The 17,597-nt window shown below is 58.8% G+C and carries 24 protein-coding genes; 7 read left to right on the forward strand and 17 right to left on the reverse strand.

Annotated features, from left to right (window positions below; translation table 11 throughout):
- Positions 1 to 47 precede the first annotated feature (47 nt).
- On the reverse strand, positions 48 to 257 hold the full coding sequence (locus tag HP062_RS07255; protein WP_042933086.1) for a hypothetical protein: 210 nt from the start codon (positions 255 to 257) through the stop codon (positions 48 to 50).
- Between the two features lie 178 nt (positions 258 to 435).
- Between HP062_RS07255 and HP062_RS07260 the strand changes: the two genes are divergently transcribed.
- Positions 436 to 675 (forward strand): hypothetical protein, encoded by a 240-nt coding sequence (locus tag HP062_RS07260; RefSeq protein WP_077749261.1) that lies wholly within the window; start codon positions 436 to 438, stop codon positions 673 to 675.
- A 142-nt stretch (positions 676 to 817) separates the two neighbouring features.
- Here HP062_RS07260 and HP062_RS07265 read toward each other — a convergent pair whose 3' ends face one another.
- Positions 818 to 1,165, reverse strand: a complete 348-nt coding sequence (locus HP062_RS07265; RefSeq protein ID WP_077749262.1) for a hypothetical protein — start codon at positions 1,163 to 1,165, stop codon at positions 818 to 820.
- Between the two features lie 118 nt (positions 1,166 to 1,283).
- Positions 1,284 to 1,484 carry a hypothetical protein gene (locus HP062_RS07270; protein WP_010455040.1) on the reverse strand — a complete coding sequence of 67 codons (201 nt, stop codon included), beginning with the start codon at positions 1,482 to 1,484 and terminating at the stop codon, positions 1,284 to 1,286.
- 212 nt (positions 1,485 to 1,696) lie between these two features.
- Here HP062_RS07270 and HP062_RS07275 point away from each other — a divergent pair, with 212 nt between their 5' ends.
- Positions 1,697 to 2,059 (forward strand): NUDIX hydrolase, encoded by a 363-nt coding sequence (locus tag HP062_RS07275; protein WP_077749263.1) that lies wholly within the window; start codon positions 1,697 to 1,699, stop codon positions 2,057 to 2,059.
- Positions 2,060 to 2,074: 15 nt separating this feature from the next.
- Here the strand turns inward: HP062_RS07275 and HP062_RS07280 are convergent, their stop codons facing one another.
- The 8 genes from HP062_RS07280 to HP062_RS07315 all read right to left on the reverse strand — a co-directional run bounded on the left by HP062_RS07280 (position 2,075) and on the right by HP062_RS07315 (position 9,771).
- Positions 2,075 to 2,848: a 1,6-dihydroxycyclohexa-2,4-diene-1-carboxylate dehydrogenase gene (locus tag HP062_RS07280; protein ID WP_010455044.1), complete on the reverse strand. Its 774-nt coding sequence runs from the start codon at positions 2,846 to 2,848 to the stop codon at positions 2,075 to 2,077.
- Between the two features lie 89 nt (positions 2,849 to 2,937).
- Complete coding sequence (benC, locus tag HP062_RS07285; RefSeq protein ID WP_172791154.1) at positions 2,938 to 3,951, reverse strand: benzoate 1,2-dioxygenase electron transfer component BenC; 1,014 nt, start codon at positions 3,949 to 3,951, stop codon at positions 2,938 to 2,940.
- A 10-nt stretch (positions 3,952 to 3,961) separates the two neighbouring features.
- A complete protein-coding gene (gene benB / locus HP062_RS07290; protein WP_083376537.1) occupies positions 3,962 to 4,450 on the reverse strand; it encodes a benzoate 1,2-dioxygenase small subunit in 489 nt (162 codons plus the stop codon).
- A complete protein-coding gene (benA, locus tag HP062_RS07295) occupies positions 4,447 to 5,811 on the reverse strand; it encodes a benzoate 1,2-dioxygenase large subunit (RefSeq protein WP_083376536.1) in 1,365 nt (454 codons plus the stop codon). Before benA ends, benB begins: the two co-directional genes overlap by 4 nt.
- A gap of 297 nt (positions 5,812 to 6,108) precedes the next feature.
- Positions 6,109 to 7,068 carry an AraC family transcriptional regulator gene (locus HP062_RS07300; protein ID WP_172791155.1) on the reverse strand — a complete coding sequence of 320 codons (960 nt, stop codon included), beginning with the start codon at positions 7,066 to 7,068 and terminating at the stop codon, positions 6,109 to 6,111.
- A gap of 268 nt (positions 7,069 to 7,336) precedes the next feature.
- Positions 7,337 to 8,266, reverse strand: a complete 930-nt coding sequence (gene catA / locus HP062_RS07305) for a catechol 1,2-dioxygenase (protein ID WP_172791156.1) — start codon at positions 8,264 to 8,266, stop codon at positions 7,337 to 7,339.
- A 55-nt stretch (positions 8,267 to 8,321) separates the two neighbouring features.
- Positions 8,322 to 8,612 carry a muconolactone Delta-isomerase gene (catC, locus tag HP062_RS07310; protein WP_172791157.1) on the reverse strand — a complete coding sequence of 97 codons (291 nt, stop codon included), beginning with the start codon at positions 8,610 to 8,612 and terminating at the stop codon, positions 8,322 to 8,324.
- A 10-nt stretch (positions 8,613 to 8,622) separates the two neighbouring features.
- The gene (locus HP062_RS07315; RefSeq protein ID WP_172791158.1) at positions 8,623 to 9,771 is read right to left on the reverse strand and encodes a muconate cycloisomerase family protein; all 1,149 of its coding nucleotides are present in this window, start codon (positions 9,769 to 9,771) and stop codon (positions 8,623 to 8,625) included.
- Positions 9,772 to 9,898: 127 nt separating this feature from the next.
- On the opposite strand from HP062_RS07315, the gene HP062_RS07320 reads away from it, so the two are divergent.
- Positions 9,899 to 10,780 carry a LysR family transcriptional regulator gene (locus tag HP062_RS07320; RefSeq protein ID WP_172791159.1) on the forward strand — a complete coding sequence of 294 codons (882 nt, stop codon included), beginning with the start codon at positions 9,899 to 9,901 and terminating at the stop codon, positions 10,778 to 10,780.
- Here HP062_RS07320 and HP062_RS07325 read toward each other — a convergent pair.
- Together HP062_RS07325 and HP062_RS07330 are read right to left on the reverse strand one after the other, a co-directional pair.
- The gene (locus HP062_RS07325; protein WP_010455056.1) at positions 10,777 to 11,019 is read right to left on the reverse strand and encodes a DUF1652 domain-containing protein; all 243 of its coding nucleotides are present in this window, start codon (positions 11,017 to 11,019) and stop codon (positions 10,777 to 10,779) included. The two genes, HP062_RS07320 and HP062_RS07325, sit on opposite strands and share 4 nt — an antisense overlap.
- Positions 11,020 to 11,137: 118 nt before the next feature.
- A complete protein-coding gene (locus HP062_RS07330; protein WP_172791160.1) occupies positions 11,138 to 12,037 on the reverse strand; it encodes a polysaccharide deacetylase family protein in 900 nt (299 codons plus the stop codon).
- A 279-nt stretch (positions 12,038 to 12,316) separates the two neighbouring features.
- On the opposite strand from HP062_RS07330, the gene HP062_RS07335 reads away from it, so the two are divergent.
- From HP062_RS07335 to HP062_RS07345, 3 genes are all read left to right on the forward strand, one after another.
- On the forward strand, positions 12,317 to 12,997 hold the full coding sequence (locus HP062_RS07335; RefSeq protein WP_010455060.1) for an SOS response-associated peptidase: 681 nt from the start codon (positions 12,317 to 12,319) through the stop codon (positions 12,995 to 12,997).
- 251 nt (positions 12,998 to 13,248) lie between these two features.
- Positions 13,249 to 13,521 (forward strand): hypothetical protein, encoded by a 273-nt coding sequence (locus HP062_RS07340; protein WP_077749271.1) that lies wholly within the window; start codon positions 13,249 to 13,251, stop codon positions 13,519 to 13,521.
- 181 nt (positions 13,522 to 13,702) lie between these two features.
- Positions 13,703 to 13,930 carry a DUF6555 family protein gene (locus HP062_RS07345; protein ID WP_077749272.1) on the forward strand — a complete coding sequence of 76 codons (228 nt, stop codon included), beginning with the start codon at positions 13,703 to 13,705 and terminating at the stop codon, positions 13,928 to 13,930.
- A gap of 124 nt (positions 13,931 to 14,054) precedes the next feature.
- On the opposite strand, the gene HP062_RS07350 is transcribed toward HP062_RS07345, so the two are convergent.
- The 3 genes from HP062_RS07350 to HP062_RS07360 are packed head-to-tail and all read right to left on the reverse strand — an operon-like array spanning position 14,055 to position 15,282.
- Positions 14,055 to 14,213, reverse strand: a complete 159-nt coding sequence (locus HP062_RS07350) for a hypothetical protein (protein WP_167362281.1) — start codon at positions 14,211 to 14,213, stop codon at positions 14,055 to 14,057.
- A gap of 59 nt (positions 14,214 to 14,272) precedes the next feature.
- Positions 14,273 to 14,584 carry an AzlD domain-containing protein gene (locus HP062_RS07355; protein WP_010455066.1) on the reverse strand — a complete coding sequence of 104 codons (312 nt, stop codon included), beginning with the start codon at positions 14,582 to 14,584 and terminating at the stop codon, positions 14,273 to 14,275.
- On the reverse strand, positions 14,584 to 15,282 hold the full coding sequence (locus HP062_RS07360; protein ID WP_042932778.1) for an AzlC family ABC transporter permease: 699 nt from the start codon (positions 15,280 to 15,282) through the stop codon (positions 14,584 to 14,586). Before HP062_RS07360 ends, HP062_RS07355 begins: the two co-directional genes overlap by 1 nt.
- 168 nt (positions 15,283 to 15,450) lie before the next feature.
- Here HP062_RS07360 and HP062_RS07365 point away from each other — a divergent pair, with 168 nt between their 5' ends.
- Positions 15,451 to 15,825 (forward strand): DUF2784 domain-containing protein, encoded by a 375-nt coding sequence (locus tag HP062_RS07365; RefSeq protein ID WP_010455070.1) that lies wholly within the window; start codon positions 15,451 to 15,453, stop codon positions 15,823 to 15,825.
- A 146-nt stretch (positions 15,826 to 15,971) separates the two neighbouring features.
- On the opposite strand, the gene HP062_RS07370 is transcribed toward HP062_RS07365, so the two are convergent.
- Positions 15,972 to 17,549: a sensor domain-containing diguanylate cyclase gene (locus HP062_RS07370; protein ID WP_077749274.1), complete on the reverse strand. Its 1,578-nt coding sequence runs from the start codon at positions 17,547 to 17,549 to the stop codon at positions 15,972 to 15,974.
- Between the last annotated feature and the right edge of the window lie 48 nt (positions 17,550 to 17,597).

Below are 17,597 nucleotides of genomic sequence, written 5' to 3' on the forward strand. Positions count from 1 at the left end.
GAAATGTAGCGCGTAGCGAACCAGACATCCATCTATAGAATCAGCCCTCAGGGCGTTACGTTGTGATCGGGATAAGACCGTTTGTTCAAATACGTCATCCATCGCTCATACGCTTCATGCTGCCATTGAGTGACCCGCTCCCACTCCGGCCCACTTAACTGATGGGCCGAAATCAGCTTCATCATCTCCGCAGTTGCTGCGTCCAGGTCAACCATCAGCTCATGCGCATGGAATCTGAAATCATCGGTGCTGGTCATTTGAAGTTGCCTCGCCCTAGCGAACATTCGCCACTTCAGTACGACATCACGCGGGTTCGTTCGCGCTCACTCTCCCGACAAGCGGCGCACCTTCCATCCCCTGAGCAGCAGGCGAGCAAACGCCCCGCCCGTTAATTGGGACTACTCTTTTGTAGCGGGGTATCAGCAGGAGGTCATCATGTGGCTCAACGAAAATGAAAACGAACTTCGGCGTGATCTGCAAGGAGTTGCGTCGGACCTGAGGTGGTCGGCAGTGGAGCTCTTGCGCATCGCAGAGCAGCTGCGCCTGGCCGGCAATGATGTCGATGCGCAAGCAACTAAAAGGCTGTGCGAGTTATTTCAGGGTGATGAACAGCGACTGATGGGCTATGCCGATGAAGTGAAAGCCAAAATCATCAGCCGGGCGAAAGCCCAATAACGGGAGCATTGTCATGAACACGCCTCTATTCGCGCTAGATGTCATGCTGGCAGCGACGGGTGGCTGCAGCATTGATTCATACGTTTATCGGGACCAGCCGCTGGTCGCCAAGCATGGTTACTAGCCAACATGGGGTGGCAAGCTAGCTGGAAGCGGGTTTATTACAAGTGTCCCGCCATTTATCCGCGAACCTGTTAATGGCTTGGCTTTTGAGTTCTGGAGAATCGAGGACGGGCTGGTTGTACGCTTCGTTGATCAACATGGCACCCAACTTGTCATGATCAGGATTACCCGACTTCACGGCCAGCAGGCTTTCTTTCGTTTCGTTATTTTGCCGAGACTGCATGATCGATCCGGCCAATGTACGAAAAACATCGCAGACCTTTTGATTGGTGTGGATTTCGCCTTGCGTCTGGGCTAGAACCTGACCAACACCAGCAAGGTAAACAGCAGATAACAATGCCAGAGCAGTGAAGCGACCTTTCAACATGCTTTCTTCCTTGAATTAAAAGCGGCCACCCTATCATCCAAATGTCACGTTTAAAATCTTCCAACTCCTGATTTCAAGACAAAAAAAGCCCCGGCATCCCAGGGCTTCAAACTTGCGCTCATTCTGATTTCTGGCTTGGCGTCGATCGAACCGCTCTTGCTCTGTAGGCAGGAAGCGCTGCCGCAAACGCCAGTGCCTCCTCTTTGCTGCCAAAAGCCCCGAGACGGTCGCCTTTGGTGCACACCCGCCAGGGGCCGTTGTTTACGCTGAGTACGTCATAACCGTTCATGTGCATTTTATTCAGCATCGGAACGCTCATAGTCACCTCCTTTTCGGCAGTGATAAGCCACGATTGACTTGGCTACCTTACACCCGCCCTTTGCCCAAGTGCCGACCAGACGTCGTGTCAGGTTTTCGACATTCCTTTGCACTTTCTACCGCTTCCCTCACTCCAACCCTTTGAAACAGAGGCATGGGCCTGAATATTGCATTTTCATGACTTTTTTATGACAAGCGGCGGTTTAGTAACACATGAAAGTACGGGCAACAGTCATTTGCGAGCAGGATCGGCATGTTCTCCTGGTGCGCAAACCCAGGTGTCGCTGGACCTTGCCCGGAGGAAAAGTCGAGCGCGGCGAAACCACTGCGTGCGCCGCCATGCGCGAACTCCAGGAAGAAACCGGGCTTGGAGTCGACGGCTTGTTGTACTTGATGGAACTGGAAACGAGCAGCACCCGCCACCATGTGTTCGAGGCGTCGGTCCTAAACTCGGACGAAGCCCGGCCCCAAAATGAAATCTTCGATTGCATGTGGTTTCCGCTGGACTCAGTCCAGAATCTGAACACAAGCGACGCCACGCTCAAGATCGTCAAAGCCTTCCAGCGTCGCTTGTAAGTTTGCGCAGCCGCCTCAGCCCTGATCGCCGCCGCCCACCGGCATGACCATGCCGGTGATGTACGAAGCCTCGTCGCTGGCCAGAAACAGAATAGCGCCAGCCTGCTCATCCAGCGTGCCGTAGCGCTTCATCAAACTGCTGTCGAGCGTCTGGCCGACAAGTTGCTGATACCAGACTTTCTCTTCGGCGCTCTGCTCTGCGCTGTTTCGCGGGATGACCCGCGGCGGTGCTTCGGTGCCGCCGGGCGCGGTGGCATTGACCCGGACTCCGCGACCGGCGGTTTCAAACGCCAGGCAAGCAGTCAGCGCATTGACACCGCCCTTCGCCGCGCCATACGGCACACGATTGATGCTGCGGGTGGCGATGGACGAAACATTGACGATCGCGCCGCTGCCCTGTTCAAGCATGAACGGCAGCGCGGCGTGGCAGCACCACAAGGTCGGAAACAACGAACGACGGACTTCGGCTTCGATCTGCTGCTCTTCGTAGTGTTCGAAAGGCTTCGCCCAGATCGTGCCGCCCACGTTGTTGACCAGCACATCCAGACGCCCAAAGCGCTCGACGGCGGTGCGCATCACGCGGCTGCATTCGCTGTATTGCTCAAGGTCGGCGGTCAGGGCAAGCACCTGGCTGCCCTGCCCCAATTGTTGCTGCACCTCGAACACCAGGTCCGAGCGATCAACCAGAATCAATCGCGCACCCTCAGCGGCCATGCGCTCCGCCACCCGCCGACCAATGCCTTGCGCCGCGCCGGTGATCAGCGCGACTTTTTCGTGAAATCTGTTCATGTGGACCTCGTGACGAAGGATGCCATGCAGTGAAAACGTCCCAGACAAAACACTGACCTGTGGAATCAGTGATCACGCAACGGCTGGACTCAAGCCGCGCTGGCAGCGAATTTCTCGTAATAGAAGTTCGCAGGCGCGACGCCTTGCTCGCGAATGTACTGACTGACCGCTTCGACCATCGGCGGCGGGCCGCACAAGTAGATGTCGACGTCGCCCTCGTTCAAATGTCGTGGCTCGATGTGCTGGGTCACGTAGCCTTTGAGCGGATGCTGGCTGTCGGGGTTGGCGACGCAGGCACTGAAGCTGAAATTCGGGATGCGCGCGGCAAACGCTTCGAGCCGGTCCATTTCCACCAAGTCAAAATCGTTGGTCACGCCATAGATCAGATGCAGCGGATGCTCGCTGCCCTGCTCGGCTATTTTCTCCAGCATCGCGGTGAACGGCGCCAGACCGGTTCCACCCGCCAGCAGCAACAACGGCCGGCGAATGTCGCGCAGATAAAAGCTGCCCAACGGCCCGGCCAGACACATGCTATCGCCGGCCTTGGCGATGCCGGTGAGGAAGCTGCTCATCAAGCCGCCGGGCACGTTGCGGATCAGGAAACTCACTTCGCCGTCACGCTGCAACGAGCTGAAGGAGTAAGCGCGGGTCTGCTCGCTACCGGGAACTCCCAGGTTCACATACTGACCCGGCAGAAACGCCAGTTTGCTCAGCGCTTCGCCCTTGATCGACAGCGCGATGGTGCTGTCGGACAACTGCCGCACGGCGCTGATGGTGGCGTCGTAACTGGCCTGCTGGGTACGGCAAACCTGCGATGAAGTCGGCACGCGCACCACGCAATCGCTCTGGGCGCGCATCTGGCAGGTCAGGACAAAACCCTGCTGCGCTTCATCGGCGCTGAGCGCGTCTTCGATGTATTCCTCGCCCAAGTCATAACGACCGGCCTCGGCGAAACACTTGCAGGTGCCGCACGCGCCGTCGCGGCAATCGAGCGGAATATTGATGCCTTGACGGTACGCGGCATCGGCCACGGTTTCGCCCACGTTGGCGTCGATGAACCGGGTGACGCCGTCTTCGAAATTGAATGCAATGGAATGAGTCATGACGGCCGCCTCAGAGGTGGTAGACATCGATGACCTGGCGAACGTAATCGTTCTTCAGGATCACTTTCTTGGCCTTGATCAGCAGGTTTTCACCGCGCCCATCAAGGGTGTAGAAACTGCTGCCGAAATAGCTGTCGACGGTCTTGTAGCGAAAGCTCAGGGTGTGCCAGTTGAAGCGCACCTTGCACAGGCCGTCGGCCTGCTCAAGCAGTTCGATGTTGCTGATGTTGTGCGACGTACGGGTGTCCGGAACACTGGCGCTGGAGCGCTCGGTCTTGATGCGGAAGATGCGGTCTTCCAGGCCGGTGCGGTTGCCGTACCAGATCAGAGAAATTTCCCGCTGCGGATCTTCGGTCAACTCGTCGTTGTCGTCCCAGGAAGGCATCCAGAACGAGGCATCGGCGGCGTACATCTCCAGCCAGTCGTCCCATTGCTTGTCGTCGAGGTAGCGTGCTTCGCGGTAGAGGAAATCGCGCACTGCATCATAAGTGAGGGTCATTGCACGGCCTCCACAGCAATCAATTCGGGCTGTTCGGCAGCCAGGGCCTTGAGCATGGTTTGCTGCCAGTATTTGTGTTGCAGCACGAACAGGCCTTCGTCTTCGGTGCGCACGCCGCTGAGCAAAGGATGCAGGTCGATTTCCCTGGCCGCCTCATCGGCGCCCTCGACCCAGTGCTCCGCACCGCGGGACATGTCATTCCACGTCGTGACGCTGCCCTGATAGCTGGTCTGGCACGAGCGAAACTCTTCCAGATCATCCGGGGTGGCCATGCCGCTGACGTTGAAGAAATCCTCGTACTGACGAATCCGGCTCGAACGGGCGTGGTCGCTTTCACCTTTGGGGGCAATGCAATAAATGGTGATTTCCGTGCGGTCGACCGAGATCGGGCGGGCGATGCGGATCTGCGAGCTGAACTGGTCCATCAGGTAGACGTTCGGGTACAGGCAAAGATTGCGCGAATTCTCGATCATCCAGTCGGCACGGGCCTGGCCGAAGTCCCGGGACAGCTCGTCGCGGCGTTCGTAGAGCGGGCGATCCTCGGGGTTGGACCAGCGGGTCCAGAGCAGCATGTGGCCCTTGTCGAACGAGTAGAACCCCCCGCCCTGCTTGGCCCAGGTCCCGGCGCTCATGGTCGGGTTGCTGTCACCGGCTTCACGCTGTTTGCGCTGGTTCTGGGTGGCGGCGTAGTTCCAGTGCACGGAGCTGACGTGGTAGCCGTCGGCGCCGTTTTCGGCGGTGAGTTTCCAGTTGCCTTCATAGATATAACTTGAGGAACCGCGCAGCACTTCGAGGCCATCGGCGGACTGGTCGACGATCATGTCGATGATCTTTGCCGACTCGCCCAGGTGCTCGACCAGCGGCACCACATCGGCGTTGAGGCTGCCGAACAGGAAGCCGCGGTACGACTCGAATCTCGCGACTTTGGTCAGGTCGTGGGAGCCTTCGCAGTTGAAGCTCGCCGGGTAACCCGCAGCCGCCGGGTCTTTGACTTTGAGCAGTTTGCCGGAGTTGTTGAAGGTCCAGCCGTGGAATGGGCAAGTGTAGGAGCTCTTGTTGCCGGTCTTGTGCCGGCACAGCGTCGCGCCGCGATGGCTGCAGGCGTTGATGAACGCGTTGAGCACACCTTCCTTGTTGCGCGCGATGAAGATCGACTGGCGCCCCATGGTGGTGGTGTAGAAATCGTTGATGTTGGGGATCTGGCTTTCGTGCGCCAGGTACAGCCAGTTGCCTTCGAAGATGTGTTTCATCTCCAGGTCGAACAGCCGTGGATCAGTGAACATCTCGCGCTTGCAGCGGTAGATGCCCTGTTCTTTGTCATCTTCAAGCAGGGAGTGAAGGTATTCGGGTCGCAGGGACATGGCCGCCGCCTCCATTGTTTTTATTCAGGCAGGGCCATGCTAGAGCGGGGGATGGGGCGGGCTATCCGATGGGTGCAGACCTGTATCCGTTTACTGCAACGTGCGGTGAATCATTGATGCCCACCCATCAGGACCGACAGGAACCTGTGGCGAGGGAGCTTGCTCCCGCCGGGCTGCGAAGCAGCCCCAAAACCTGCGACCGCGATTATTCTGCAAAACTGGGGGTCACAGGTTTGCGACTGCTGCGCAGTGGAGCGGGAGCAAGCTCCTTCGCCACAAGTTGCTTGTCGCCTGGGGTCAGTGCCGGCGCTTGAGGGTGTCGGACGGTAACTCGCCGAACTGTTTGCGGTAGTTGTCGGAGAACCGCCCCAGGTGCAGGAAGCCGTAATCCATGGCCACTTCCGTGACGTTTCGCACGTTGCAGGTCGGGTCGCTCAGGCACTGGTTGATGCGTTCGAGTTTCTTCTGCCGAATGTAGTTTTGCGGCGAAGTCCCGGCGTTGCGTTCGAACAAACCATACAGCGAACGCAGGCTCATCCGCGCCTGACGCGCCAGTTCTTCACTGTCGATGTCCTGCTTGAGGTTGCGCGCGATGTAATCGGCAATCCCCTCGAACGTCGTCGCCGGCGAGCCAAGGCTGCTGCGGATGACATTGGTTTTCATCAGGCTGAGCATCTTGCTGACGATGATCTGCGCGTAGTGTTCCTGAACCCGGGGAATCTGCTGGATGGCCTCGGCTTCCTGGCAAATCATTGCCAGCAGGCCGACGAAACCTTCCAGCTCATCAAGCTGATAACGATTCTCCAGAAACCGCACGCCCTGCCCCGGATAGCGCCAACGCTGCTCCTCGCACACCGACTCGAACAGCCGGGTAGGTACTTTGAGGATGAATTTTTCGCAATCGTCGGAGTACGTCAAGTCCACCGGGTCGTCGGGGTTGATCAGCAGCAATTCACCTGGCGCAAAGTAATGCTCCTGACCGTGACCGCGCCACAGGCAGTTGCCGCGCAGTAGCACTTGCAGGTGATAGATCGTTTCCAGCGCGCCCGAGGTCACCCGCACGCTGGCGCCGTAGCTGATGCGGCACAGGTCAAGGCTGGCGAATTTGCGATGATCGAGGCTGGCCAGTGGACGGCCGGCCCTGGGCATGAGGATGCAATGAGTGCCGACATGCTGATTGACGTAACCCGAAACCGCGTAAGGGTCGGCGTGGTCGAATACTCTGCTGCGCGGACTCAACAGTTGCGCCTGCATCATCGGGTTACTCTCGTTGTTGTTATTGATTGCGTCGGGTCATTCTAAGGCCATATTTGCAGCGGTGTGTCAGTGGGCTGACCTGTGGAAGGTTCTGGCCCTATCGCGAGCTGGCTCGCTCCCACAGTTGACCGCGTTCGCCCTGATGTAACTTGGTCAATGTGGGAGCGAACCTGTTCGCGATAGGGCCATCAGTCTCAACATCAACGTTGACGGACACCCCGCATTCGCAAGCAGACTCGCTCCCACAAAGATTCGACGATCGTGGCAATCAATCCTCGAGCGCGCGAACCCGTTCGTGGCGCTGCTGCTCGTCAGGTTGCGCGGAGGTCTGCAAGGTGAAATCGAAGTCAATCTCGGCAAACCGGCCGCTGACACCATGGGCCGCCGCGCGCTGCGGGTCGTCGCTGAAGGTGATGTGGGCGATCAGCTCGTCGCGGGTGGCGTAGGCAAAATCGTCATGCAGGTACTGATCGCCATCGAGGTTGATCTGGGTGGTCAGGTGACGATGGTCCGGCGCGGAGATAAAGAAGTGAATGTGCGCCGGACGCTGGCCATGACGGCCCAGTTGATCGAGCAATTGCTGGGTCGGACCGTCCGGCGGGCAACCGTAGCCCGACGGCACGATGCTACGGAAACGGTAGCGGCCCTCGGCATCGGTGACGATGCGGCGGCGCAGGTTGAATTCCGATTGCGTGGTATCGAAGTAGGAATAAGTGCCGCCCGTGTTGGCGTGCCAGACATCCACCACTGCGCCGGCCAAAGGTTCGCCAGCGGTGTTGTGTACCTGGCCCTGCATGAACAGAACCACGCCCGGATCGACGCCATCGTCCAGTCGTGCATCACCCTCGGACAACGGCGCGCCCGCCACATACAACGGGCCTTCGATGGTCCGCGGCGTACCGCCCGCCTTCCCCGCCTGCTCGTCTTCGGCGTCCATCAGCAAGTCCAGGTAGTGTTCCAGGCCGAGGCCAGCCACCAGCAAACCGGCTTCCTGGCGTGCGCCCAGCACGTTGAGGTAATTGACCGCTTTCCAGAACTCTTCCGGGGTCACGGCGAGGTCTTCGATGATGTTTACCGAATCACGCAAAATACGGTAAACCAAGGCTTTGACCCGCGGGTCGCCAGCCTCGTTGAGCAAGCCGCTGGCGTCTTCGAGAAACTTCTGGGCACTGGCAGTGTGGGAAATCTTGACGTTCATTTTTTGGGGTTCCTCATCTTGTAATTATGGGCGTAGCGAACTGAACAGGCTGGGTTCAGCGGTCATCCTCGCGAATGGAAGAAGGATGCCGGCACATCGCATCGACCTCGATCGCCATGTACGGAAACAGCGGCAATTGCATCAGCAGGTCGTGCAGTTCCTGAATGCTATCGACGTCGAAAACGCTGTAATTGGCATAGTGCCCGGCGATGCGCCACAGGTGACGCCATTTGCCTTGCTCTTGCAGGCGCTGGGCCAGGGCTTTTTCATCGGACTTGAGCTGGGTGGCGAGATCCGGGTTGATGTCGACCGGCAGATTCACGGTCATTTTTACGTGAAATAGCATGATGCTCTCCTCAGGCTTGATGAACGGAAGTGGATGTTTTGTCGCGCCGGAAAAACGCCAGGCGTTCCTCATCCAGGCTCAGGCCAAGGCCCGGTGTTTGCGGCACGTGCAGCGCAAAGTCGCGATAGACCAGCGGCTCGCTGAGCACGTCTTCCGTCAGCAGCAACGGGCCGAACAGCTCGGTGTCCCAGGCCAGTTTATTCAGGGTGATAAAGGCATGGGCCGAGGCCAGCGTGCCGATCCCTCCTTCAAGCATAGTGCCGCCGTACAGACCGATACCGGCAGCTTCGGCGATGGCGGCAGTCCGCAGCACGGCCCGTGGCCCGCCGTTCTTAGCGATTTTCAGGGCGAACACCGAAGCAGCCCCTTCGCGCGCCAGATTGAAAGCGTCTTCCACGCACTCGATGGATTCATCGGCCATGATCGGCGCCGGGCTCATGGCGTTCAGTCGCACCATGCCGGCGCGGTTGTTGCGTGAGATCGGCTGTTCGATCAGGTCGATGCCGTTGCTGCCCAGTATCCGGCAGGCGCGCAGCGCGACCGCCTCGTCCCAGGCCTGATTGACATCGACCCGCACGCTGGCGCGATCGCCCAGGGCTTTCTTGATGGCAATAACGTGGGCCAGGTCACGATTGACTTCTCCGGCACCGATTTTCAGTTTGAAGATCCGGTGGCGCCGCAGGTCGAGCATTTTTTCCGCTTCGGCGATGTCCTTGTCGGTGTCGCCGCTGGCCAGGGTCCAGGCCACCGGCAGCGCATCACGAACGCGACCGCCCAGCAACTCACTGACCGGCAGGCCAAGGCGTTTGCCCTGGGCGTCGAGCAAGGCGGTTTCGATACCTGATTTGGCAAACGTGTTACCTCGAATGCTGCGCTCCAGGCGCAACATCGCCGCATTGATGTTGCCGCTGTTCTCACCGATCAGCAGTGGCGCGAAGTGTTTGTCGATATTGGTCTTGATGCTGTCCGGGCTTTCATTGCCATAGGCCAGGCCACCGATGGTGGTGGACTCACCAATGCCTTCGATGCCATCGGCGCAGCGCACGCGGATGATCACCAGAGTCTGGTTCTGCATGGTGTGCATGGCCAGTTTGTGCGGGCGAATGGTCGGCAGATCGACGATGATCGTCTCGATCGATTCAATGGCAGTTGCACGCATGTCGATACCCGTCAGGTTCTTTAAGTTCTGAAATGGATTCTCATACGGCTTTTTGCCGACGGCCAATATAGAATTGGTCTGGATCGATACCTTAAAGGTATTCAGCCGCTCAATGCTTGGAGGCACCATGGAATTGCGTCACCTGCGGTATTTTCAGGTGTTGGCTCAAACCCTCAATTTCACCCGCGCCGCCGAACTGCTGCACATTGCCCAGCCCCCGTTGAGCCGACAGATCCAGCAACTGGAAGATGAACTCGGGGTGTTATTGCTCGAGCGTGGCCGTCCGCTGAAGCTGACCGACGCCGGGCGCTTCTTCCATGAACACTCCACCGCCTTGCTCGAACAGCTGGCCAAGGTCTGCGACAACACCAAGCGCATCGGCCTGGGGGAAAAGACCTGGCTGGGCATCGGTTTTGCGCCATCGACGCTGTATGGCGTGCTGCCGGAACTGATTCGTCGCTTGCGCAGTGGCGAGCCTCTGGAGCTTGAGCTCGGGCTTTCGGAAATGACCACGCTGCAACAGGTGCAGGCGCTCAAGGCCGGGCGCATAGACATCGGTTTCGGGCGGATCCGCATCGACGACCCGGCGATCATCCAGACGGTATTGACCGAAGACCGGCTGGTCGCCGCCCTGCCCGCCGGCCACCCGCTGCTGGCCGGGCCGATCAGTCTGCGCCAACTGGCGAAAGAGCCTTTTGTGCTGTACCCCGGCAATCCACGCCCCAGCTACGCCGACCACGTTATTGCGCTGTTCGAATCCTACGGCGTGAGCATCCACGTGGCGCAATGGACCAACGAACTGCAAACAGCAATCGGTCTGGTAGGGGCCGGTATCGGGGTCACACTGGTGCCCGCGTCGGTGCAGTTGCTGCACCGCGACGACATTGGTTTCACCCCGTTGCTGGAAGACAACGCGACGTCACCGATCATTCTCAGTCGGCGCGTGGGCGATGTGACGCCGGGGTTGAATCATTGCTTGAAGATAATTGATGAACTGCTGCCCCACTAACCGGCGAAGGCCCGGCGCCCGGCACGCAGTTCGGTGCGTAATTCGCCAATAAGGTCGGAGATCGCGCGAACGGTGGTCAGCCTGGCGGGCGTTACACAGGGAATCAGCAAATCGATGCGCCCGGTGGCCCGGTCGTACACCTTGATCCGCAACAATCCATTGGGATTCACTGTGCACTCGCAGGAAAGCGGCTTAAAACCGGACTCTACAATGTTGCAAAGGACTGAAATAGAAACCATGACTGACGCCTCCTTGGCGGCTCATCGGATTCGACCCGCTGAGGATAGATCCATTTTCGCCCGTCTGCGCCCGCCGGCCTCACATTAAGTGTTAGCTGTTTCTCATTTTGCTGAAGTTCTAATGAGAATCCCCGTCCCACAACCAATTCCAGATTCCCGGCAACTTCACTGCCTCTGAACCGCTTCTGACGGTGCGCGCCAAAGCCGCCCGTTGCAGCGCCGCCCTGTCGTCGTAAAACGGCTTCTGCGCCAACGTCACCCCCGTGGCACGGGCGCTGTCGAGGAGAATTTGCAGGTATTCGCGGGCATGCCGGGCGGTGTAGCGATTCAGGTCGTGGAAGGTCACCACCACCGGAATCACACCGTCCACCGTCGGCAATTCGCCCAGTGCAATGCGCTCACGCACTTCGGACAGTTGCCGCAACATGTTGGCCCGTCTCCGCGGGCTGGCGTTGAAGCCCCAGATCTTGCCGTCGTTGGCGCTCAGGTCGGTCAGCAGCAGGTGCAGACCATGTCGCTGATAGGCGGCGAACACACGTGTGTCGTAGTTCCAGAACGGCGGACGCACCAGGGTGGGCGGTGCGCCGGTGATTGCGGCAATGTCGGCACTGCCCTTGCTCAATGATTGCTCCAGCTCTTGCGGGCTCAGCGAGCGGTGATTGGTGTGCGAGTGGGTCGCCGTGTGGAAACCCAGCACATGCCCTTCAGCCTGCTCCCGGTGCATGACCCCGCGCCCGATGTCGCTGTCGCCGGCCCGTGGCGCGCCGGTCTGCACGAAGAACACCGCTTTGATCCCCGGTTGCACCGGGTTCTGCGCGAGGCTGTCGAGCACCGTCATGCTCGGGTTCCAGAAACTTGACGCGCTGGGACCGTCGTCGAAGGTCAGCACAAAGCGGATCGGTGGCTGCGCGCGCAGACGCTGTTCGGTCTGCGGGGTCAGCTCGATCGGTGAAGCGATGCAGCCAGCGAGCCCGACAGCGATGGCTAGCGTAGTGAGAGCCTTGAACAACTGTTTCATGGTTTGCCTTGGGCCAGACCGTAATGGTCATCACGTTAAAACGGCAAAAACCCTTCGCCCATTGATCCCTTGTCAGCCCGCAGGTCGCTGCAGGCCGAGGTTGGATCAGGGTACACAGTGTTTGGTTCCAGCGCTCACCCTCGTGGCTTACCGCGCCAACGACTGCTGGAACCATCGCCAGAGCTACATTCGTCAGAAATTGGCCGTTCAACCACAGCATCCTCGCGAAGGACGGTACCCGTGCTCCTACACTAAAAGCTCAAGCCTGAGGATTAACCGATGTGCGGACGACTCTCGCAGTACCGTGGCATTCACGACTTTGTCGCGGTGCTGAGCATTCCCGACGCGCTGATCAACCATGTCGGTGATGAACCGCTGGCCCGCTACAACGCCGCGCCCACCACTCAACTCGCCCTGCTGCACCTTGAGCCTGACGGGTTGCACGCCGATTCGGTGCGCTGGGGATGGCGGCCGCACTGGGCGAAGGACCGGGCGGCGCCAATCAATGCCCGGGTCGAGAAAGTCGCTCATGGCCCGTTCTTCCGGGCGATCTGGCCGCACCGTGCGATTGTGCCGATCGACAACTGGTTCGAATGGGTGGATGCCGGCGACACGACGCGGCAGCCGTGGCTGATTCGTCGACGGGATCGGGCGCCGATCTACTGCGCGGCGATCGGCCAGTTCCCCCACGGTGGCAGCGAGCCGCGCGGCGACGACGGTTTCGTCATCATCACGGCGGACAGCGCTGGCGGCATGCTCGACATTCATGACCGACGGCCAGTGGTGTTGTCTGTGCAACTGGCACATGAATGGCTGGACCCGGCTACGCCTAAAGAGCGTGCCGAGCAGATGGTGCTCATGCAAGGCGAAGTCAGTGAAGTGTTCGAGTGGTACAGGGTCGATAAGGCAGTGGGAAATGTCAGGAACCAGAGTGCAATGTTGATTGATAAGCTGACTTGAATTGGATCCATTTCCGGTTTCTGAATAGCCGAACGGCATAAACGTTACACGGACTGTTTCATCCAAGAAACACTAAAAGGAATGCGGCAAAACGATGCATTAACCGCTTGTCTGACAATTGAATTGTTGTACATACATTTAGTAGTGCTACAGATAGCATGCGCGCCGCATTTCCCCTGGCAGTACCTAATTGACCAAAGAGTCAATAAACAAGGAAATCCCTAAATCCAACGAGCCTGCAGAGAACTAAGTTGCGCGAAGATCTTGTCATTAATCAAGTCGGCGGTCTGGAGTGCGTGTACCTGTCGCTGACAGAACGCTATCAACTTGACTGCTTTATCGGGCAATACATAAAGACCCGAAACCTGCGTTCCATCCCTAATATCAACGACATCCTGCGCTCAACCCTCGCAGCCTACTCCGGCAAGCCGCCAGTCATGGTCAACGAATTGAATGCCTGGATCGACAAGACGTTGGGCTACCGGGCCTCCCACCCGGATTTTCCGTCACTGGACGATATTTGAAGTGAGGCGCTGCTGAGTTCAGCACAAGACTGAACGAACCGAACATTGTTGCACTCTGAAGAAGAGGCCCATCGAGGCCTCTTTTTTTCAGCTCTTATCCGCACAAGGATTGCACCCCAGACTTTGCGAATTGCCCGTTCGATGCCTGAATCAAAGCCCTGGCGAATTTAAGGAGGAATACATGAGCGAACTCGTTCCCTATGCCGTGCATTATTTGCTCGATGGCGTTCGTCAGCACTTTTTCAAACTGGCTGAACAGTTCTCCGATGTTGACGCGATTCGTTCAGCCTCGGCGCATGCCTTCCCGCAATCCGACGGAAAGATCGCCGCCCACGCCTCCCCCGAAACGGCGCGCTTGAGCGCTCAACAACTGGGTATCACGCAGATACGTTGGAATGAGGCGATCTGACGGCCTTACCCGCCCCGCTTGATCGCGAATGACTGTTCAATCAAGCAAAGCACTTCAGACACACCTGCTTCCGTGGCGAGGGCGCTTGCTCGACTGAAGGTCAGCGGTGGGGGATGCGGACCCGTCAGGGCTTCAGCGGACGCTCTTGGTCACGATCTGACAGTTCTTTACCATCGTCGGGGTGCTTCCAGTCCGGTGTCGAACGCCTCTGTCGCTCAAGCTCTTCTTGAGTCGGTTCATCCTCATCTTCATCCAGATCAGGACGTTTTGGTTCATTGGCCATACGCGCCTCGCTTCCTGAAGGAATTCCCTTTAAGCGTAGAACAGTTTCCGAAGCGCGACTCAAAGCCACCAGCGCAGCAAAAAGAAAAACCCCATGCTCAAAAGCATGCTGAGCAAGGTATTGCGGGTGTACAGCACCAATCCCACTGCCACCAGCGAACTGATCAGGTACGGGTTGTCCCACTGCAGATTCAGCTGTTTGTCCGGCATGAACACAATCGGTCCGCAGATCGCGGTCAGCATCCCCGGCACGGCAAAACCGAGGAACTGCCGGGCATTGCTGCTCAAGCGCAGCGGCAGTCGTGGTTCGAGGAATACGTAGCGGTTCAGGAAGACGAGCACGCCCATCCCGATAATTACAGCCCAGACCATCATGTGCGCCCCCCATGGAATTTGTTGCAGATGAAGCCTGCAGTCATGCCCGCCAACCCCGACAGCACCAGCGCCGAGCCCCATTGCCAGTAGCTGAACAACACGGAACAAAACAGCGAAACCGCGACGCAGACCACCGTCGGAACGTTGCGTACCACCGGGGTGATCAGGGCAATGAAGGTCGCAGCGATGGAGAAGTCCAGCCCCAAGTGTTCGAGGCCGGGAATGCTGCTGCCGAGGACGATGCCGGCCAGCGTGAACAGGTTCCAGGCGATGTAAAACGTCAGGCCAACGCCCAGGGCGTACCAGCGATTGAACTGCTGTTTGTCATGCTGGCTGGTCAGTGCGAACAGCTCGTCAGTGAGCAAAAACCCCAGCCCCACGCGCCAGCGACCCGGCAGCGGTGAAATCACCGAACGCATACTCATTCCGTACAGCAAATGCTGGGAGGTCAGTAACAGCGTGGTCAGCAAAATCGAAAAGATCCCGGCACCGCCCTTGAGCATGCCGATGGCGACCAATTGCGCGGCACCGGCAAACACGATGCTCGACAACCCTTGACCTTGCAGCGGCGTGAGATTGGCCTCGATGGCCATGGACCCGGCCAGCAGACCCCAGGGCGCGGTCGCCAGGGACAACGGCATGATCGCTACAGCGCCGCGAAGAAAGGCACTGCGCGGCATGAGTGAGTTCGACATAAAGCTCTACAACCAGGGGAAGACGCCAGACTGTGCCAGCAGTTGCGTTCGATGGCTTGAACAATCTTGCGCACTTGCGGGCAGCACTTGCCGAATAGCTCTGGGCAGCAGCAAGGAACAGAACCCGAGTACCATGGAGCCATTCGCCTAACGCGTCAGGGAGTCGACATGCTTTACCGGATCGCCGCCGATGGGCTGGTGCTGTTTCATTTGCTGTTCATTCTGTTCGTGCTGTTCGGCGGGCTGCTGGTGCTCAAATGGCGACCGCTGATCTGGTGGCACCTGCCCGCTGCTGTGTGGGGCGTGAGTGTGGAAGTCTTCCACCTGATGTGTCCCCTGACTCAATGGGAAAACGTCATGCGCCAGGCCGCTGGGCAAACCGGTTACGGCGGTGGCTTCATCGAACACTACGTGTGGCCGGTCATTTACCCCGCAGGGCTGACACCGGCGATTCAACTGGCGCTGGGCAGCGTGGTGCTGGTGATCAACGTCATGGTCTATCTTCGGCTGATCAGGTTGTGGAAGTTACGCCGGGCAGCCTGAAATACCCGCCGAGAATCGAAAATGCTGTCGATTGAAGACCTGACGTTGCTTCAAGCCATCCGCGAAACCGGCAGCCTGTCGCGGACCTGGGCAAAGCGCCTTCTACCGTGTCCTGCGGTCCAGGGCAGTGACCGCTTCGTTTCAAGTCAGTTGGCGATGACGCTCATGTTCCGCCCACTGGCCTTGGCCACGTACAACGCTTTGTCCGCAGCGGTGACCAGGTCGTCGGGCTGATCCTGCGAGGCCGGGTTGTAGGCGCAAACCCCCACGCTGACCGTCACCATACCCTCAGGGCATTCGCTGTGTACGATGCCGGCCTGCTGCACCCCGCGACGAATTTTTTCGGCGACCAGAAACGCCCCCACATAGTCGGTGCCGGGCAGCACCACCGTGAACTCCTCGCCGCCATAGCGGGCGGCCAGATCGCCGGGGCGTTTGATGTTGTCCTTGATAATCGCGCTGATTTTGCGCAGACAGTCATCACCCGCCACGTGCCCATAACGATCATTGAAGCTCTTGAAGTGATCGACATCGATCATCAGCATGGCGAGGTGGGTCACCGTGCGCCGGGCCCGGCCCATTTCCGCGAGGATGAACAGATCGAACTGACGCCGGTTGGAGAGCCCGGTGAGTGCGTCTTCGAGCGCCAGCAGTTCAAGGCTGCGGTTGACCTCGATGAGCTTTTCCCGGGCATCAAGCAGCACGCTCTGAAAATGATTCTGCTGCTTCATGAAGCGAATGAGGCGATAGCCGAGCCCTCCCAGAAACACCAAAAGCAACAGCACGATGCCAGCGCTGAGGATGGACTCCTCGCGCCAGCCGGCCAGGACGTCTCGCTTGTCCAGGCCGGCAAAGACGATCAGCGGATAACCATCAACCCGCCGAAACCCCACCACTCGCTCCACACCATCAACATATGACTTGACGGTGGCCGTGCCGGAATTGCCCTTGGGCAACAGCTGCATGAACAGCGGCCCCTTGGCGACGCTGGTGCCGACGTCTGCTTCGTTGAATGGCCGGCGAACGACGATGCTGCCATCGTCGGCGATCAGGTTGATCACGCCGTTTTGGCCCATGTCGATGCTGTCGTACAGCGCGAGAAAATGGTCGAGGTAGATCGTTGCCAGCGCCACACCGGCGAAACTGCCATCTGGATGATTGATCCTGCGTGACACGGTCATGATCCATTCGCGGGTCGATCGACTCTTGATCGACGGTCCGATATGAGGTCCCCGGTCAGTATGATCACGATGGTAGATGAAGTATTCACGGTCGGAATTGTTCGCACCGGGTATATCCGCACCGTTGGAATTGGCGATCCACCCCCCTTTTTCGTCAAATACGAACAGACCATGGAGCTGGGTCAGCTCACTGCGTTGGGCGGCGAGCAAACGCCTGAATCTGGGCAGCTGCGCTGAGGCCACGCCCTCGTTTTCGACGCGGTCCACCAAGGCAAACAGCAGCGTATCGGCCTGTTTGATTGACGACTGCGCTTGCGACGTCAGGGTCTGGGCAAGGTTGGACATTGCCACTTCTTTGTCATGCAAATGGTACTGGCGCGAGTTCCAGGCTTCCCAGATCACAATGGCCGTCAAGGACAGGCACACCGCCACGAGCAGGACAACCGCGTAGCGGACCCTGCGCCGGGACTCGATTTGCTCGGCCCCCCAAGGCGCGACGGGCCGGCTGTGTTCAATTCGGTCGTTGATGGACGGATGCCCCATGACGCTCCCTGACTCGTTATGACATGGCGACTTTTCCCGTTCGCCCTT

This window comes from Pseudomonas sp. B14-6, from assembly GCF_013260315.1.
GTDB classification, from domain to species: Bacteria; Pseudomonadota; Gammaproteobacteria; order Pseudomonadales; family Pseudomonadaceae; genus Aquipseudomonas; species Aquipseudomonas mandelii.

Bases quoted from the DNA above. Each gene is read 5' to 3' on its own strand.
- HP062_RS07255 (WP_042933086.1), bottom strand. From the start codon at position 257: ATGACCAGCACCGATGATTTCAGATTCCATGCGCATGAGCTGATGGTT.
- HP062_RS07260 (WP_077749261.1), top strand. From the start codon at position 436: ATGTGGCTCAACGAAAATGAAAACGAACTTCGGCGTGATCTGCAAGGA.
- HP062_RS07265 (WP_077749262.1), bottom strand. From the start codon at position 1,165: ATGTTGAAAGGTCGCTTCACTGCTCTGGCATTGTTATCTGCTGTTTAC.
- HP062_RS07270 (WP_010455040.1), bottom strand. From the start codon at position 1,484: ATGAGCGTTCCGATGCTGAATAAAATGCACATGAACGGTTATGACGTA.
- HP062_RS07275 (WP_077749263.1), top strand. From the start codon at position 1,697: ATGAAAGTACGGGCAACAGTCATTTGCGAGCAGGATCGGCATGTTCTC.
- HP062_RS07280 (WP_010455044.1), bottom strand. From the start codon at position 2,848: ATGAACAGATTTCACGAAAAAGTCGCGCTGATCACCGGCGCGGCGCAA.
- benC (WP_172791154.1), bottom strand. From the start codon at position 3,951: ATGACTCATTCCATTGCATTCAATTTCGAAGACGGCGTCACCCGGTTC.
- benB (WP_083376537.1), bottom strand. From the start codon at position 4,450: ATGACCCTCACTTATGATGCAGTGCGCGATTTCCTCTACCGCGAAGCA.
- benA (WP_083376536.1), bottom strand. From the start codon at position 5,811: ATGTCCCTGCGACCCGAATACCTTCACTCCCTGCTTGAAGATGACAAA.
- HP062_RS07300 (WP_172791155.1), bottom strand. From the start codon at position 7,068: ATGATGCAGGCGCAACTGTTGAGTCCGCGCAGCAGAGTATTCGACCAC.
- catA (WP_172791156.1), bottom strand. From the start codon at position 8,266: ATGAACGTCAAGATTTCCCACACTGCCAGTGCCCAGAAGTTTCTCGAA.
- catC (WP_172791157.1), bottom strand. From the start codon at position 8,612: ATGCTATTTCACGTAAAAATGACCGTGAATCTGCCGGTCGACATCAAC.
- HP062_RS07315 (WP_172791158.1), bottom strand. From the start codon at position 9,771: ATGCGTGCAACTGCCATTGAATCGATCGAGACGATCATCGTCGATCTG.
- HP062_RS07320 (WP_172791159.1), top strand. From the start codon at position 9,899: ATGGAATTGCGTCACCTGCGGTATTTTCAGGTGTTGGCTCAAACCCTC.
- HP062_RS07325 (WP_010455056.1), bottom strand. From the start codon at position 11,019: ATGGTTTCTATTTCAGTCCTTTGCAACATTGTAGAGTCCGGTTTTAAG.
- HP062_RS07330 (WP_172791160.1), bottom strand. From the start codon at position 12,037: ATGAAACAGTTGTTCAAGGCTCTCACTACGCTAGCCATCGCTGTCGGG.
- HP062_RS07335 (WP_010455060.1), top strand. From the start codon at position 12,317: ATGTGCGGACGACTCTCGCAGTACCGTGGCATTCACGACTTTGTCGCG.
- HP062_RS07345 (WP_077749272.1), top strand. From the start codon at position 13,703: ATGAGCGAACTCGTTCCCTATGCCGTGCATTATTTGCTCGATGGCGTT.
- HP062_RS07350 (WP_167362281.1), bottom strand. From the start codon at position 14,213: ATGGCCAATGAACCAAAACGTCCTGATCTGGATGAAGATGAGGATGAA.
- HP062_RS07355 (WP_010455066.1), bottom strand. From the start codon at position 14,584: ATGGTCTGGGCTGTAATTATCGGGATGGGCGTGCTCGTCTTCCTGAAC.
- HP062_RS07360 (WP_042932778.1), bottom strand. From the start codon at position 15,282: ATGTCGAACTCACTCATGCCGCGCAGTGCCTTTCTTCGCGGCGCTGTA.
- HP062_RS07365 (WP_010455070.1), top strand. From the start codon at position 15,451: ATGCTTTACCGGATCGCCGCCGATGGGCTGGTGCTGTTTCATTTGCTG.
- HP062_RS07370 (WP_077749274.1), bottom strand. From the start codon at position 17,549: ATGGGGCATCCGTCCATCAACGACCGAATTGAACACAGCCGGCCCGTC.